13 protein-coding genes, 1 other RNA gene and 1 pseudogene are annotated in these 14827 nt (G+C 59.6%); 5 read left to right on the top strand and 10 right to left on the bottom strand.

The window, feature by feature from the left end; all coding sequences use genetic code 11:
* Positions 1–42: 42 nt before the first annotated feature.
* From AO065_RS13285 to AO065_RS13250, 8 genes and pseudogenes are all read right to left on the bottom strand, one after another.
* A pseudogene (locus AO065_RS13285) lies at positions 43–734 on the bottom strand (phage integrase central domain-containing protein); the annotation flags it as partial.
* Positions 735–903: 169 nt separating this feature from the next.
* Positions 904–1295: a transfer-messenger RNA gene (gene ssrA, locus AO065_RS13280) on the bottom strand.
* A gap of 110 nt (positions 1296–1405) precedes the next feature.
* Positions 1406–1693 (bottom strand): hypothetical protein, encoded by a 288-nt coding sequence (locus tag AO065_RS13275; RefSeq protein WP_004883361.1) that lies wholly within the window; start codon positions 1691–1693, stop codon positions 1406–1408.
* Between the two features lie 186 nt (positions 1694–1879).
* Positions 1880–4708 carry an FAD-binding and (Fe-S)-binding domain-containing protein gene (locus tag AO065_RS13270; RefSeq protein ID WP_004883362.1) on the bottom strand — a complete coding sequence of 943 codons (2829 nt, stop codon included), beginning with the start codon at positions 4706–4708 and terminating at the stop codon, positions 1880–1882.
* A complete protein-coding gene (locus AO065_RS13265) occupies positions 4705–5376 on the bottom strand; it encodes a LutC/YkgG family protein (RefSeq protein ID WP_004883366.1) in 672 nt (223 codons plus the stop codon). The genes AO065_RS13270 and AO065_RS13265 overlap by 4 nt, the downstream gene beginning before the upstream one ends.
* Complete coding sequence (locus AO065_RS13260) at positions 5373–6836, bottom strand: LutB/LldF family L-lactate oxidation iron-sulfur protein (protein ID WP_004883368.1); 1464 nt, start codon at positions 6834–6836, stop codon at positions 5373–5375. The genes AO065_RS13265 and AO065_RS13260 overlap by 4 nt, the downstream gene beginning before the upstream one ends.
* Positions 6833–7669 carry a (Fe-S)-binding protein gene (locus AO065_RS13255; RefSeq protein ID WP_004883370.1) on the bottom strand — a complete coding sequence of 279 codons (837 nt, stop codon included), beginning with the start codon at positions 7667–7669 and terminating at the stop codon, positions 6833–6835. The genes AO065_RS13260 and AO065_RS13255 overlap by 4 nt, the downstream gene beginning before the upstream one ends.
* An 83-nt stretch (positions 7670–7752) precedes the next feature.
* Complete coding sequence (locus AO065_RS13250) at positions 7753–9444, bottom strand: lactate permease LctP family transporter (RefSeq protein ID WP_004883372.1); 1692 nt, start codon at positions 9442–9444, stop codon at positions 7753–7755.
* A 398-nt stretch (positions 9445–9842) separates the two neighbouring features.
* Here AO065_RS13250 and AO065_RS13245 point away from each other — a divergent pair, with 398 nt between their 5' ends.
* Positions 9843–10610 carry a GntR family transcriptional regulator gene (locus AO065_RS13245; protein ID WP_004883375.1) on the top strand — a complete coding sequence of 256 codons (768 nt, stop codon included), beginning with the start codon at positions 9843–9845 and terminating at the stop codon, positions 10608–10610.
* Between the two features lie 326 nt (positions 10611–10936).
* On the opposite strand, the gene smpB is transcribed toward AO065_RS13245, so the two are convergent.
* Entirely contained in the window at positions 10937–11419 is a 483-nt protein-coding gene (gene smpB, locus AO065_RS13240; protein ID WP_004880018.1) for an SsrA-binding protein SmpB, read from the bottom strand.
* Between the two features lie 113 nt (positions 11420–11532).
* On the opposite strand from smpB, the gene AO065_RS13235 reads away from it, so the two are divergent.
* The 3 genes from AO065_RS13235 to AO065_RS13225 are packed head-to-tail and all read left to right on the top strand — an operon-like array spanning position 11533 to position 13691.
* Positions 11533–12936, top strand: a complete 1404-nt coding sequence (locus AO065_RS13235) for a sodium-dependent transporter (RefSeq protein WP_004880017.1) — start codon at positions 11533–11535, stop codon at positions 12934–12936.
* A gap of 7 nt (positions 12937–12943) precedes the next feature.
* A complete protein-coding gene (locus AO065_RS13230; RefSeq protein WP_004880014.1) occupies positions 12944–13378 on the top strand; it encodes a type II toxin-antitoxin system RatA family toxin in 435 nt (144 codons plus the stop codon).
* Positions 13371–13691 (top strand): RnfH family protein, encoded by a 321-nt coding sequence (locus tag AO065_RS13225; RefSeq protein ID WP_004880013.1) that lies wholly within the window; start codon positions 13371–13373, stop codon positions 13689–13691. Before AO065_RS13230 ends, AO065_RS13225 begins: the two co-directional genes overlap by 8 nt.
* Before the next feature lie 64 nt (positions 13692–13755).
* Here AO065_RS13225 and AO065_RS13220 read toward each other — a convergent pair whose 3' ends face one another.
* The gene (locus AO065_RS13220; RefSeq protein WP_004880010.1) at positions 13756–14280 is read right to left on the bottom strand and encodes an outer membrane protein assembly factor BamE; all 525 of its coding nucleotides are present in this window, start codon (positions 14278–14280) and stop codon (positions 13756–13758) included.
* Between the two features lie 98 nt (positions 14281–14378).
* On the opposite strand from AO065_RS13220, the gene fur reads away from it, so the two are divergent.
* On the top strand, positions 14379–14786 hold the full coding sequence (gene fur / locus AO065_RS13215) for a ferric iron uptake transcriptional regulator (protein WP_002555142.1): 408 nt from the start codon (positions 14379–14381) through the stop codon (positions 14784–14786).
* Positions 14787–14827: the final 41 nt, after the last annotated feature.

Genomic DNA, 14827 nt, shown 5'->3' with positions numbered 1-14827 from the left:
ATTTCTCTCTATCTGTGTGTTTGTTTTTTCTGGGGCCGAACTGATGCACGCATTGGCAATGGCGATCATCAGCTCCGGGAGTTCTTCAGGGCGGAGGGCTGCCATGTTCTGCTTTTTCGGTTTCTTGAAAACGGCCCGAATGCCGGTGAGTGGATTAGCAAAGATCATTCCCGAGTTCACGCGGTACGTCATGATCTCGTTGAGTCGTTGGGTCAGTCGCTTCACGGTCTCCAGGCTACCTTTGGTTTCCAAAGGGCGCAGCAGCTCAATAATTCTCGGGACATTGACCTGGGAGATGGGTGTAGTGCCAAGCGATGGAAAGACATGCAGCGTAAGTGAGCGCCAGATGTCCTCGGCATAGGCCGGTGTGACCGAATCTTTTTCAGCTCAAACCAGGCCAGCGCCACGTTCTCGAATGTGTGCTCGGTTGCCTGCCTTTTTGCCTGCTCCAACTCGCTACGCTGTTCTTTCGGGTCGATGCTCTGGGCAAGAAGCTCCTTGGCCTCGACCGTTTTCTTCCTGGCTTGTGCGAGTGAGAGTTCTGGGTAGGTGCCGAGGCCCATATTGATGCGGTTTTTGGTGAGCGGCTGGCGGTAGTTGAAGTTCCATAGCGTAGAGCCATTGACCCTCATGCGCAGCTGTTGGTCATTTCTATCGCTAAGGACATAGTCCTTGTCTTTCGGCTTTACAGCTTTGAGCTGGTGTTCAGAGAGGCGGGTGGCTTGGGCGCATATGATGTGTTCCATGACATCAACTGGTATTCCAAAAATTACCGCTGAAGGGCCTGGAACACCCGATATAATGGACTGTGTCGGACGTCTATGGGCGATAATAGACCCAAGGCTTTGGATGTCACCAAATCCCACCCACAAAAAAAGACGTCCAAGGACGTCTTTTTCAATTTGGTGGAGCCGGGGGGATTTGAACCCCCGTCCGCCAGTACTCCGCTGTCGGTACTACATGCGTAGCCGTGTCTATTAAGTTAACCCTCAGCGACCCGACGGGCAGGGTGCTTTGGGCGAGTTGTGTAAGTTTTAGTCGCTTCGTCCACAACGTACTAGGCGACGATCCTGTTCTATATGACAATCATTTCGGGTTTACAGGCATCCCCTGATGATTGCTGGAGCCGAAGCTACCAGAAGGAAGGCTAGCACCGCTTACGCGGCGAGAGCGTATTCCCCGTAGGTTTCGTCATTGGCAACTATAGAAAGTTGCAACAGTGGATTTACGAGTTCTGTTACCAACTCGGCATGCACCTAAAGTTTCATCACCGGCGTCGAATCCTAATCGGCCCCGAGACTGCTTTCGCAGTCGCTGGGCGGAGTGTACGCCAATCGGCGAGGCACGTCGACCCATGTGTTGCGTCCGTCAAGGCCAGCCACGACGGCTGGCCTTGTGAGGATGATTACTTGCTGGCGCCTTCGCTGCCCGAGCCGATGCCTTTCAGGCGGGTGATGGTCTGAGTGGTCAGTTCGACACACTTTTTCTCGTCTCCGCTTGCCTTGGCAGCCATGGCATCTTTCTGAGTCTTTTCGAGCATCTCTTTCACGTCGGGGCTCAGGTTGGTGCCGGACGAAGTCTGCGCATCCTTGAGGGCTTGCAGATTGGCGCCGCACAAATCATCTGCAGCAAAAACCGGCGAAGCCAACAGTGCAGCGCTGAGGAACAATCCAGTGAGGGCGGTACGCTTCATGTGTCTCTCCTTATAGCCTGTGGACTCGGTGTGGCCGGTCAATGGTGCCGTCGCCCGAGGTTTCTGAGGGCCCGTTCAGTCGCCGGGCCTAGAAGATGGACTGTGGTGAAACGCAGGGGTTCTATTTATTTTCAGGCTCATTCGAAAAAGCCATCTGGTGCATATAAAGCACCAAAATGGGGCGATCTACGGCTTTATGTCTTGATCATGCGATTTTGCCGTGGTCACGCGATCCAACAGATACACCAGCCCGTGATAGTCGATTCCGCCGTGTTGCGACAGGCCGATTTCACAGGTGCGGCTGGTGGAAATACCCTCGTGGCAGAACTGCACGGCATGCTTGAGCGTGCGCAGCGAATGGGCATTCAGTTCCGGTGTCGTGAAGCCTTTGTCGCCCGCGAAGCCGCAGCAATGAATCCCTTCCGGGATGACGACGTTCACGCTGCATAACCTGGCGAGGTCGATCAATGCCTGGCTCTCGCCCAGGTGTTGGGTGCTGCAGGTGACGTGGACGGCGATAGGTTCCTGTTGGGGGGTGAAGGTAAGTTTGTCCAGCAGGTGGGTGCGAATGAAGCGCACCGGGTCGTACAGGTCGAGGCGCGTGTCCTTCAGGTCCTGCATCAGGCGCAGGGTGCAGGGGCTGGTGTCGCAATAGATGGGGTCGAGGCCGCCGCGGCTGGCTTTGGTCAGAGCAGCGAGCAGTTGTTGGCGTTTGTCTTCGGCCTGTTCGTTGTAGCCTTTCGAGGCGAACGGCTGGCCGCAGCACAGGTTGTCCTGATCGTCGGGGAACACCACCTGATAACCGGATTTTTCCAGCAGGCTGCGGGTTTTGTCGAGCAGTGATGACTGTTCTCTGTCGCCTGCGGAAGGCCCCATGACGCGGGATACGCAGGCAGCCAGATAGACCACGCGCGGACGCTGGTCGTCGACCGGCGCGGTGAAGCGGATCGAGTGTTCAGCCTGGGGCATGAAGGGTGTCCATTGCGGGACGCGTCCGGCCGACAGTTTGCTTAACGACGCCGACAGTTTTGCGAGTCGTGGCGCGCCCAGCAGCATGCGTGCGCCATTGGCGGCGTGCAGGGTGAAGCGTGCGCCTTGCAGGGCGGTCTTGAAGTTGTGCGCCAGCCAGGTTGCGGTTTTGCTGTGGTTGGCTTCCTGGCTGCGCAGCTTTTTCACCAGCTCGCCGGTGTTGATGCCGACCGGGCAGCGCTGGGCGCACAGGCCTGTCGCGGCGCAGGTGTCGATGCCTTGGTAGTGATAGTCGCGCTCCAGTTGTCGGGTGTCTGTTCCGGCGCGCTTTTTCGCCTGGATGTCGCGCCAGATGACGATGCGCTGTCGCGGACTGAGGGTGAGTCCGTTGGATGGGCAGACCGGTTCGCAGAAGCCGCACTCGATGCATTTGTCGACGATCTCGTCGGCGGCGGGCATCGGTTTCAGGTGTTTCAAATGAATGTGCGGATCGGTGCTGAGCACCACGTCAGGGTTGAGAATGCCGCTGGGGTCGAGCAGACGTTTAAGTTGCCACATCAGTTGATAGGCGTCGCTGCCCCATTCCTTCTCGACGAAGGGCGCCATGTTGCGGCCGGTGCCGTGCTCGGCCTTGAGCGAGCCGCCGAATTCAACCGCGACCAGTTGCGCTACGTCGTCCATGAACGCTTGATAGCGGGCGATTTCATCGGGGTTGTTGAAGCCCTGCGTGAACACGAAGTGCAGGTTGCCCTCCAGCGCATGGCCGAACAGGATGGCTTCGTCGTAGTGGTGTTTGTCGAACAGCTCGATCAGGCGGCGTACGCCCATGGCCAGTTGTTCGACGGGGAAGGTCACGTCTTCGATGATGACCGTGGTGCCGGTCTGGCGCACGGCACCGACGGCAGGGAAGGTGTCTTTGCGGATGGCCCAGAGGCGGGCGTTTTCCAATGGGTCGTGGGTGAAGTCCACCTGCTTTTCGACCGGGAAGGCAGCCAGCGACGCCATGATCTGCAGCAGTTGTTCATCGAGCAGCACGCGTGAGGCAGCGCGGGCTTCGATCAATAAGGCGCAGGCATTTGCAGACAGCTCTCGCACGAAGCCCGGCATGCCCGGTTTGTCCTGCACCGAGCGCAGGCTGCGTCGGTCGAGCAGTTCGACGGCCGCCACCGGCTGGGTTTTGAGGATGGTGACAGCGTTGCAGCAGGTCTCCACATCCGGAAACACGATCAGCGCCGACGCCTTGTGTGGGTGATCGACCACGGTGTTGTAGGTCACGGCGCTGATGAACCCCAGCGTGCCCTCAGAGCCGACCAGCAGATGGCTGAGGATATCCAGCGGTTCGTCGAAGTCCACCAGCGCATTGAGTGACAGGCCGGTGGTGTTCTTCAGGCGGTATTTGTGGCGAATTCTGGCGGCCAGTTCGGTGTTGGCGCGGGTTTCTCGTGCCAGGCGATCCAGGTTGTTCAGCAGGTCGGCGTGGCTGGCGCGAAATGCGGCGACGCTGGTGGCGTCTTCGGTGTCGAGCAGGGTGCCGTCGGCCAGAATCAGACGAATGCCTGCAAGCGTGTGATAGGTGTTTTGCGCCGTGCCGCAGCACATGCCGCTGGCGTTGTTGGCGACGATGCCGCCGATTTTGCAGGCGTTGATCGAGGCCGGGTCCGGGCCGATCTTGCGTCCGAACGGTGCCAGCCAGGCATTGGCGTGCGCACCGATGACGCCCGGTTGCAGGCGGATCTGCGTTCCCTGATCGCGCAGTTCGCGGCCGTTCCAGTTGTCCCCCAATACCAACAGCACCGAGTCGCTGATCGCCTGGCCGGACAGGCTGGTGCCTGCGGCGCGAAACGTGATCGCGACCTTTTCGGCTTGAGCCAGTTTGAGCAACGCGATGACTTCGTCGTCGGACTCGACTCGGATCACCAGTTTCGGAATCAGGCGGTAGAAGCTGGCGTCAGTGCCGAATGCCAGGGTCGAGAGCGGGTCATCGAAGCGACGCTTCTGCGGGATCAGGCGGCGGACGCTGTCCAGAAATGCAGCGGGCAGACTCATGCGTCCTCCACGATCAAGACAATCAGGTCTTTGGGACCATGAGCGCCATAGGCCAGGACCTGTTCGATGTCGGCGGTCTTCGACGGGCCGGACACCAGCAGCGCGTTGGTCGGCATACCGCCCGCCCAGTTCTGCTTGAGCTGTGCTTCGTAGAGGTTGTCGTAGATCTCGCTGGCCTTGAGCAGGGCGAAATGCACCGGTGGCACGAGGCTCATCAGGCGTGGCTCTTCGCGGGTGGGCCAGATGATCAGGCTGCCGGTGGCGGCGATTGCGCCCAGGGTGGTGGTAAAGCTGGCGGGCGTGTCGTCGAACAGGTCTTTTTTCCATTCTTCGATGGGCCGGTCATAGGCCTTGAGTGCGGGCAGATCGGGTTGCAGAGCCCAGTACTCGCTCACCCGGCGTCCGTGTGGCGTGCCCGGCGCAATCAGCAGGCTGGGTAGCTGGCGGTCCTTGACCAGTTCGCCCAGCCGGCGCGGCCAGTCCTGATCGCTGCACAGGTGAATCTCGGTGTGCACGGCTTCCATCAGTTTGCGCAGTTGGGCGACCCGACTTTCCGGAGCGTAGCGCCACGGCTCGGTCATCAACGCCTCGTCGAAATTGTCGGCCACCGGTGTGGTGCCGCTCAAGCTGTTGCGCAGTTTGGCGAGGATGTTGTGCCTGGCATTCATGGCTGGTCTCCAGACTTCCGTGTCAGATGCTCGCGGGCCAGCTCGTGCAGTGAGCGGGCGGCGGGTTTCGGTGCGCTGTGGTTTTGCGTCCACGGGCCGATGTTGCCGGGCGTCAGGTTGCGCAGCCGGGTGGCGAAAAAGCCGAACAGGCGATACAGAGAGGGCGATGTGTTGAGCTTCGACCAGGCGTTCCAGATGAAGCGCTCTTTGCGCGAGTATTTGCTGCCTTGATCACGCATGACCCGGTTTGGCGCATCGGGCGCTTTGACGTTTTCTTCGCGCAGACGACGTAACAGCGCCGGAATCGGAATCTTCACCGGACAGACTTCGCCGCACGCGCCACACAGGGATGACGCGCTGGGGTGATCCGGGACTTTCGCCAGGCCTGCCATGTGTGGCGTGATGATCTTGCCGATGGGGCCGGGATAGACCTCGCCGTAGGTATGACCGCCGACGCGGGTATAGACCGGGCAGTGATTCATGCATGCGCCGCAGCGAATGCAATTCAGTGTCTGGCGCAGTTCGCTGTCGGCAAATGCCTGGCTGCGGCCGTTATCGAGCAGCACCAGATGCACTTCCTGCGGGCCGTCCAGTTCATGGGGCTTGCGCGGGCCGGAGATCATGTTGACGTAGGTGGTGATCGGAATGCCCAGCGCGGAACGGGTCAGCAAGGACAGCAGCGGCACGGTATCGCGCAGGTTTTCGACGACCTTTTCGATTCCCGTTACGGCGATGTGCACGGGCGGCACACTGGTAACCATGCGGCCGTTGCCTTCGTTTTCCACCAGCAGCAGCGTCCCGGTTTCCGCGACTGCGAAGTTGACGCCCGAGACGCCGATGTCGGCTTCGAAGAATTTCTGGCGCAGCACGCGACGGCCGATCTGGATCAACTGATCGACGTCGGTGGTGTATTCCACGCCGAGCTTGTCGTGGAACAGCTTGCCGACCTGGCCAGCGTTCTTGTGGATGGCGGGCATGATGATGTGCGAAGGCTTCTCGTGGTCCATCTGCACGATGTATTCGCCCATGTCCGCTTCCAGGCACCCGATACCGCGCTCGCCGAGGAAGTCGTTCATCTCCATTTCTTCGCTGACCATCGACTTGCCCTTGATCACCTGTTTCGCTTCATGGGCTTCGACGATGGACATCACGATGGCGTTGGCTTCCTCGACTGTTTCCGCCCAGTGCACCTGCACGCCGTTGCGGATCAGGTTGCGTTCCAGTTGCTCCAGCAGGTCGGGCAGTTTGGAGAGAGCGCGGGCGCGAATGGCGTTGCCCAGCGAGCGCAGGTCTTCACGCTCGTCCGGGTTGCTGAACGCCGCCGCGCGTTTGGTCATCAGCGAATCCATGGCGCGACGGAAGTTGCCGCGCAGTTGTGGATCGCCCAGCGCCTCATGGGCGCGCTCGCGAAAGTCCGGCTGATGGATTTCGACGGCGGGAATGCGGGTCTGCATGTTCATCGCTGACCTCCGGTGCGTTGCCAGAGAAAGCTCGCCAAATGCTGGCCGCGGATGGATTCGCGCTGTTTTTCCAGCGAGCCGTTGATGTTCATCAGGCAGCCGCAGTCGGCGGTGAGGATCTGGTCGGCGCCTGATCCCTTCAATGCGCGGGTCTTGTCGGCGACCATCGCACCGGAAATGTCCGGCATGCGCACGCTGAAGGTCCCACCGAAACCACAGCATTCGCTTTCATGATCGTGATCGACGCGCTCGACGTTGCCCAGTTGCGCCAACAGCTCGCGGGCGTGCAGGTGGGTGTTCATTTCGCGGCGTGCCGAGCATGAAGTGTGCAGGGCGATGCGGGTGGGCTGGCCGTGGTCGTTCAGGCGCGTCTTGCAGACGTGCAGCAGGAATTCGGTCAGTTCATAGGTGCGAGCGGCGAGGTGCTGGACGTGCTTGAGCATCTCGGGCTCGTCCTTGAACAGGTCGGGGTAATGTTCGCGAAACATGCCGGCGCAAGAACCGGACGGTACGACAACCGGATCGTCGCCTTTGAACAGTGCGAGCTGAGCGCGGGCGACTTCGCGAGCCTGATCGGTGTAGCCCGAGGTGTAGGCCGGTTGCCCGCAACAGCTTTGCGCCTGTGGATAATCCACTTCGATGCCTTCGCGTTCGAGCAGGTGGATGGCGTCCATTCCAGCGTCCGGAAAAAACAGGTCCACGACGCAGGTGCCGAACAGATAAACGCGTTTCGGTTTGTCGGTCGGGTATTCACGCGGCGCATGGCGAGCGGGTGCGACGCGGGTGGCGTTGGCTGTTGGGTTGGGTGCTGCGTTGTGAAAAAGCGTACTCATCAGTTTGAGTCTCCGGGTGGGCCCGGTTAGGAATGGCTGACGCCGACGGGTCGATTCGGCGCCAGTGGTGCTTCATTCAGGCATCAATGAACCAGCATGCCGGTGAACCAGTACGCCTGGGCGTAGGTGATACAGCCGACGATGGTGGCGAAAAACAGGCTGTGCTTGAGCGTGAAGCGGAACAGGTCAGATTCTCTGCCGACCAGCCCGGTCGCAGCGCAGGCCACGGCGATGGACTGTGGCGAGATCATCTTGCCGGTCACACCGCCGCTTGAATTGGCCGCGACCATCAACACGTCGCTGACGCCGAGTTGGTGGGCGGTGGTGGCCTGCAGCGAACCGAACAGCGCGTTTGCCGAGGTGTCGGAACCGGTCAGGAACACGCCCAGCCAGCCAAGGAACGGCGAGAAGAACGGGAACGCCGCGCCTGTTCCGGCCAGAACCAGCGCCAGGGTCGAGGACATGCCTGAGTAGTTCATGACGAAAGCAAAGGCCAGCACCATGCCGATGGACACGATTGCCCAGCGCAGCTCAATCAGGGTTTCCTTGAAAGTGGTCAGACCAATCTTCGGGGTGATGCGCAGGACCAGCATCGCGATGATGGCCGAGAACAGAATTGCGGTGCCCGAAGCGGCGATCAGGTCGAACTTGTACACCGCAGGCATCGCCGTCACGTTCGCGACAATCGGGGCGGTTTTCATCACCAACTGATCCAGATGCGGCACCGGAATGTTGAAGGTGAAGGCCTGAAGGGCGCCACCGGCGGCAAATAGCGCCTTGAACGGTTTCAGCGTCCAGATCGTGACCATGCCGGTCAGGATCAGGAACGGCGACCAGGCCTTGATGATCTGGCCGAGGCTGTAAGGCGATGCGACTGAGGAGCGGGGTTTGTTGAATCCGCCCGGGCCGCTCATGATCGCTGCAGAGCCGCTGCTGACTACGACTGTGTCGGATGCGCGCTGCGGCTGCCAGACTTTCAGGAACAGGGTCAGCGAGACGATGCTGACCAGTGCCGATGTGATGTCCGGCAGTTCCGGGCCGACGAAGTTGGATGTCAGGAATTGGGTGATCGCAAAGGTGGTGCCTGCGATCAGCGCAGCTGGCCAGGTTTCCCTGACGCCGCGTACACCGTCCATCATGAACATCAGCCAGAACGGCACGAAGATAGACAGGAAGGGCAATTGACGACCTGCCATCGCGCCGATCTTGAACGCATCCAGCCCAGAGACCTGTCCTGCCACGATGATCGGAATGCCCAGCGCGCCGAACGCAACGGGCGCAGTGTTGGCGATCAGGCACAGGCCGGCCGCGTAGAGCGGGTTCAAGCCGAGGCCCACCAGCAAGGCGGCGGTGATGGCGACCGGTGCGCCGAAACCCGCCGCACCTTCCAGAAAGGCACCGAAGCAGAAGGCGATCAGCAATACCTGTAAACGCTGGTCATCGGTGATGGCCATGACCGAGCTGCGAATGATCTCGAACTGACCACTCTTGACCGTCAGTTTGTAGAGAAACACGGCCGCCACGATGATCCACGCGATGGGCCACAGTCCATAGGCGAATCCATAGCCTGCGGCTGCCAGCGCCATGTCGGTCGGCATCTGGAAGGCGAAGATCGCCACCAGCATCGACAGCGCCAGGGTGATGCTGCCTGCGATATGGCCTTTGAGCCGGAACACGGCAAGCGCCAGGAAGAAGAACACGATGGGGATCAGTGCGGCAGCGGCGGAAAGGCCGAGGCTGCCAAGCGGTGTGTAGAGCTGTTGCCATGTCTGCATGTCGGGAGGCCCCTTAATTATTGTTGGTAAGGCCCGGTGTTCTGTGTGCGCGGCTTCGATTCGACGTCGTGTTGGCGAGCGTCTGGTCGATGCTGACGATTGAATCGCACAGCTCACCAGCTCAAGGCGTTCGGTTCGAAAGGCCTTGCAGCGCCACGGAGATCAACCGCCGAACGCTGGCATTGGCTAATTGGTAATACCAATTTACAATGTCTGCTGGCTAGATTAGAGGCCTTGTGATTGGTGTGTCAATTTGCGGGGCCATGACTTTTGTCGCATGGGCTCTGGAAGGGCAGTGTCAGACAGGGTTTTCGGCTGAATTGGACAGGTGCCTTGGTGGCGGCAATCAGCCAGAATACGCGGGCCCGGCAGCGAGCCGGGACGTTGGAGTAAGTGCTATGGGCTTTGATCAGGTGCGTCAGCGCCGTTTGTCCGACGATATCGTCGAGCAGCTGGAAAAGATGATTCTGGAAGGCACCCTCAAATCGGGTGGGCGTTTACCTGCGGAAAGAGCGCTGGCCGAGCAGTTCGGTGTATCGCGCCCGTCGTTGCGCGAGGCGATTCAAAAACTGACGGCCAAGGGTCTGTTGGTCAGTCGGCAGGGAGGCGGCAATTACGTGGTCGAGAACATCGGCTCGACGTTCAGCGACCCCTTGTTGCACTTGCTGGAAAGCAGTCCCGATGCGCAGCGTGACCTGCTGGAGTTTCGTCACACGCTGGAGGCGTCCTGCGCGTATTACGCAGCGATGCGCGCCACCGAGATGGATCGCGAGCGTCTGCGCGTGGCGTTCGAGTCACTGCTGGATTGTTATTCGCGTGCCGACGAGGTCAGTCGGGCCGAGGAGGGCGCAGCCGATGCCAGCTTCCACCTGGCGATTGCCGAGGCCAGCCACAACGCCGTCCTGCTGCACACCATCCGTGGCCTGTTCGACCTGCTCAAGCGCAATGTGGTGATCAACATTGGCGGCATGTACAAACAGCGCACGGAAACCCGCGACATGCTGATCAAGCAGCATCGGGAGTTGTACATGGCGATCATTGAAGGCCGTGCGGAAGACGCGCGCGAGGTGTCGAGCAGGCACCTGACGTACGTGCAGGAAGTGCTGGAAGAAGTCAGGCAGCAGGTTCAGCGTACCGCCCGGGCGGAGCGGCGTAATACGATGTGATATCGGTATTGGCATGCAGTCNCGCGGAGCGTCCTGAGAGGCATTCCCACGCGGAGCGTAGGAACGATCAGCGTGATCTCAAGCACGCCGATCGTGNTGTCAGTGACTGAACTGACGCCATCGCCGGCAAGCCGCCTCCCACGGGGTATGCATTCAGTCAGTCACTTTTGTTTTGGCCCCCGTTTTGCGCGTCTTCCGGACTTGTGTATAACGATGAGCGCGGAGCATGGGAACGATCAGTTCGCGGTGTCAGTTTTAACGCCGCTAAGGACGCTCCGCGTCTGCTCTCGGATGTGGCGCAGAGCTTGCGAGCGATCAGCTCAGGCTCAGTCGTCCTTGCCCTTGCTGCGCACGGCGCGCTGCAGCTCACGGTCCGAGTCGCGTTCGCGTTCGGTGTGGCGCTTGTCGTATTCCTTCTTGCCTTTGCCCAGAGCGATTTCGCACTTGATCAAGTGCTGCTTCCAGTAAAGGGAGAGGGCCACGCAGGCATAGCCTTTCTGCTGAACAGACGTAATGAGCCTTTCGAGCTCGCGCTGGTTCAGCAGCAGTTTGCGGGTGCGTGTCGGGTCAGCGATGACGTGCGTGCTGGCCGTCTTGAGCGGCGTGATATGGCAGCCCATCAGCCATGCCTCGCCATCCTTGAGCAGCACGTAACTGTCGACCAGCTGTACCTTGTTGGCACGCAGGCTTTTTACTTCCCAGCCAGCCAGGACCAGACCGGCCTCGAACTTGTGTTCGATGAAGTAATCGTGTCGCGCCTTCTTGTTCTGCGCGATGGTCCCTGTAGGGTGTTTCTTGAGCTTAGCCATAGGGGGCGCATTATAGGGAGTTGCTTCAATGTCGGCTACGGGAAAGCGTGTGCTTGAGCACAATGGTTGAATCCCGGACAATGCGCGCTCTTTTTTGGTTGGGCGTTTCAGTCATGTCGACAGACAAAGTCTCGGTCCACGGTAGCTGGGCAAGCCGCTGGGTATTCATTCTGGCTGCTACCGGCTCTGCCGTCGGGCTGGGCAGTATCTGGAAATTCCCGTACATGGTCGGTGCCTATGGCGGCGGCGCATTCGTGCTGGTGTTTCTGGCATGCATCGCGCTGATCGGCGTCCCCGTCATGATGGCGGAGACGCTGATCGGTCGTCGCGCACGATTGAGCCCGGCCAATGCCTTAAAGACGCTGGCCGTCGAAGCCGGTCATTCGGCTCGCTGGTCCTGGGGCGCTTTCGCCGGAATGATCACGGCGCTGCTTATCCTCTCCTTCTATAGTGTGGTCGGCGGCTGGTCGCTGGACTACATCATCGACATGGGGCGCGGTGACTTTCAGGGCGTGACGGCGGATCAGGTCGGCGCTTACTTCGGTGGCGTGATTGCCGATCCCTGGCGCCTGATTCTCTGGCACACCATTTTCATGCTGCTGTCGGCGGTCGTGATCGGTAAGGGCGTCGAAGCCGGTCTTGAGCGCAGTCTGCGCATCATGATGCCGATGCTGTTCCTGTTGATGCTGATTCTGTTGGGCTACAGCCTGACCACCGGGCACTTCATGGAAGGCGTGCATTTCATGTTCGACTTCAATCCGGACAAGGTCCTCGACGGCCTGTTGCCCGCGATGGGGCATGCGTTCTTCTCGCTGAGTGTGGGTGTCGGTTCGATCATGGTCTACGGTGCGTACATGACCAAGGGCGCGTCGATCAGCACCACGGTGGTCGGCATTGCACTGCTCGACACGTTCGTTTCGCTCCTGGCGGGCCTTGCGCTATTCCCGATCGTTTTTGCCGCAGGTCTGAACCCGAGTGAGGGGCCTGGCCTGATGTTCGTCACATTGCCATTCGCGTTCGGTAACGTAGCGTTCGGTCAGTTGATGGGCGTAGTGTTCTTCGTGTTGGTGGCGGTTGCAGCATGGAGTTCGGCGATTTCCCTGCTTGAGCCGATGGTTGCGTATCTGGTGGAACGCACCGGCGTTCGTCGTGCCTGGGTCACGTTCTGGCTGGCGTTCAGTTGCTGGTTTGTTGGCCTTGGTACGGTGTTCTCGTTCAATATCTGGCAAAAGGCCAAGTTTTTCGTGAACGATGGGGGCGCTTTTCATCTCTACCAGTGGGGCGCATCCAATGGCCTGGACTTCTTCGGAGTCATCGATTTCCTCACCTCGCGGATCATGTTGCCGCTGGGTGGATTGTGTTTTGTAGTATTCGCCGGTTGGGTGATGGGCCGTGAAGCGGTGCGCGATGAGTTGTCGATTCGCAGCCCGCTGCTGTTCAGCCTGACGTTCTTTTTGATGCGCTACGTGGCGCCGCTCGGCATTCTTGTGGTGTTTGCCGCTCAGCTCTGGAAATGACGCTCACATGACTACGCATATTCAACGTTCTGCCCTTTTGCCGTACCCGGCTCGTTTCCTGTACGACCTGGTCAATGATGTCGCGCGTTACCCGGAGTTTCTGCCGTGGTGCTCGTCGGCAACCGTTCTTGAATCCAGTGACGAGCAGATGCGCGCCAGTCTGGAAATCGCAAAAGGCGGGTTAAGCCAGCAATTCGTGACGCGAAACACGCTGATACCGGGCGAGTCGATTGTGATGGATCTGGTTGAAGGCCCCTTCGAGCAATTGCACGGCGTCTGGACGTTCAAGCAGTTGGGCGAAAAGGCCTGCAAGATCAGCCTGGATCTTTCCTTCGACTATGCGGGCCCGATCGTGCGTGCAACCCTGGGGCCGCTGTTCAATCAGGCTGCCAATACCCTGGTGGACGCATTCTGCCAGCGCGCCAAGCAGTTGCATGTCTGACACGCTGATAACGGTCGAGGTGGTCTATGCCGCCGTCGATCGTCAGGCATTGCTGAGTGTGGAGGTGCCTGCTGGCTCAACGGTGCGACAGGCGCTGGCTGCTTCCGGTATTGATCGGCAGTTTCCAGAACTGGACCTGGCGGGCTGTCCAGTCGGCATTTTCGGCAAGGTGGTCAGCGACCCTTCCGTGCGTTGTGTCGAGGCGGGGGAGCGAATTGAAATCTATCGCCCGTTGCTGGCCGATCCCATGGAAGCGCGCCGTCAGCGTGCGGCCAAGGCCCGTCAGAACAGGGTGCCGCCCACTGCCAGCTGAATGTTTACTGAACGTAACGCACAAAAAAGCCCGGCATGCCGGGCTTTTCTTCGAGCGTCTGGCGTCAGCGAGGGTTGACGTCCAGTGGCTCCTGGGTCGGAACAGGTACAGTCTCGACGCTGTCGACGTCTTTCTGGATCTTATCCAGCAACGAGCCCGGTTTGGCCGGCTCTTCAGGCGGCTGCTGAGGCTGATTCTCGACCGGCACGGTGGTGGTATCGCCGTCCTTGCCGAGGATCGCTTCATCGCGGCTTACGCCTGGCATGAAGTCGCCCGACAGGCTGACCAACTGATCGCTTTCATTGAAAATCAGACTGACGCGCTCCTGCTGGCGCTCACCGCCACCTGGCTGAAGGCTGTACAGGTAATCCCACCGATCGGCGTGGAAGGTGTCGGTCAGCAACGGGTTGCCCATGATAAACCGTACTTGCCGCCGGGTCATTCCGGGGCGCAACTGGTTTATCATGTCCTGCGTGACGACATTACCCTGCTGGATGTCGATTTTGTAAACCCCGGGGAATGAACAACCGGCGAGTGCGAGCAGTCCCACGAAGGTGAAACTGGTTAGCAAGAGCTTGGTGTTTTGCATCGGTGGGCGACTTCCACTATCTTGGCTGGGACAACGTAAACCCCGATCATACCTGCATTAAGAGAAGCTGCGAAGCAGCGTCTGCGAGAAAGCTGACCATGGTTGAAAATAGCGAACTACGTAAAGCAGGACTCAAGGTGACCCTACCGCGGGTCAAAATACTCCAAATGCTCGATTCTGCCGAGCAGCGCCATATGAGTGCCGAGGATGTTTACAAGGCATTGATGGAGGCGAGCGAGGATGTCGGTCTGGCCACGGTCTACCGTGTTCTGACTCAGTTTGAAGCCGCTGGACTGGTGGTTCGCCACAATTTCGATGGTGGTCATGCTGTGTTCGAACTGGCTGATGGCGGCCACCACGACCATATGGTCAATGTGGAGTCAGGTGAGGTGATCGAATTCTTCGACGAAGAAATCGAGAAGCTTCAGAAAGCCATCGTCGAACGACACGGCTTTGATCTGGTGGACCACAATCTGGTGCTCTACGTCCGCAACAAAAAGGCGTAAGCACACCGGCAAAGGCGACCTCAGTGTCGCCTTTGTGCTTT

This window comes from Pseudomonas viridiflava (genome assembly GCF_001642795.1).
GTDB lineage: Bacteria > Pseudomonadota > Gammaproteobacteria > Pseudomonadales > Pseudomonadaceae > Aquipseudomonas > Aquipseudomonas viridiflava.
The sequence above is the reverse complement of the archived record's forward strand: the minus strand, read 5'-3'. Positions and strand labels throughout refer to the sequence as shown.

Bases quoted from the DNA above. Each gene is read 5' to 3' on its own strand.
- AO065_RS13275 (WP_004883361.1), bottom strand. From the start codon at position 1,693: ATGAAGCGTACCGCCCTCACTGGATTGTTCCTCAGCGCTGCACTGTTG.
- AO065_RS13270 (WP_004883362.1), bottom strand. From the start codon at position 4,708: ATGAGTCTGCCCGCTGCATTTCTGGACAGCGTCCGCCGCCTGATCCCG.
- AO065_RS13265 (WP_004883366.1), bottom strand. From the start codon at position 5,376: ATGAATGCCAGGCACAACATCCTCGCCAAACTGCGCAACAGCTTGAGC.
- AO065_RS13260 (WP_004883368.1), bottom strand. From the start codon at position 6,836: ATGAACATGCAGACCCGCATTCCCGCCGTCGAAATCCATCAGCCGGAC.
- AO065_RS13255 (WP_004883370.1), bottom strand. From the start codon at position 7,669: ATGAGTACGCTTTTTCACAACGCAGCACCCAACCCAACAGCCAACGCC.
- AO065_RS13250 (WP_004883372.1), bottom strand. From the start codon at position 9,444: ATGCAGACATGGCAACAGCTCTACACACCGCTTGGCAGCCTCGGCCTT.
- AO065_RS13245 (WP_004883375.1), top strand. From the start codon at position 9,843: ATGGGCTTTGATCAGGTGCGTCAGCGCCGTTTGTCCGACGATATCGTC.
- smpB (WP_004880018.1), bottom strand. From the start codon at position 11,419: ATGGCTAAGCTCAAGAAACACCCTACAGGGACCATCGCGCAGAACAAG.
- AO065_RS13235 (WP_004880017.1), top strand. From the start codon at position 11,533: ATGTCGACAGACAAAGTCTCGGTCCACGGTAGCTGGGCAAGCCGCTGG.
- AO065_RS13230 (WP_004880014.1), top strand. From the start codon at position 12,944: ATGACTACGCATATTCAACGTTCTGCCCTTTTGCCGTACCCGGCTCGT.
- AO065_RS13225 (WP_004880013.1), top strand. From the start codon at position 13,371: ATGTCTGACACGCTGATAACGGTCGAGGTGGTCTATGCCGCCGTCGAT.
- AO065_RS13220 (WP_004880010.1), bottom strand. From the start codon at position 14,280: ATGCAAAACACCAAGCTCTTGCTAACCAGTTTCACCTTCGTGGGACTG.
- fur (WP_002555142.1), top strand. From the start codon at position 14,379: ATGGTTGAAAATAGCGAACTACGTAAAGCAGGACTCAAGGTGACCCTA.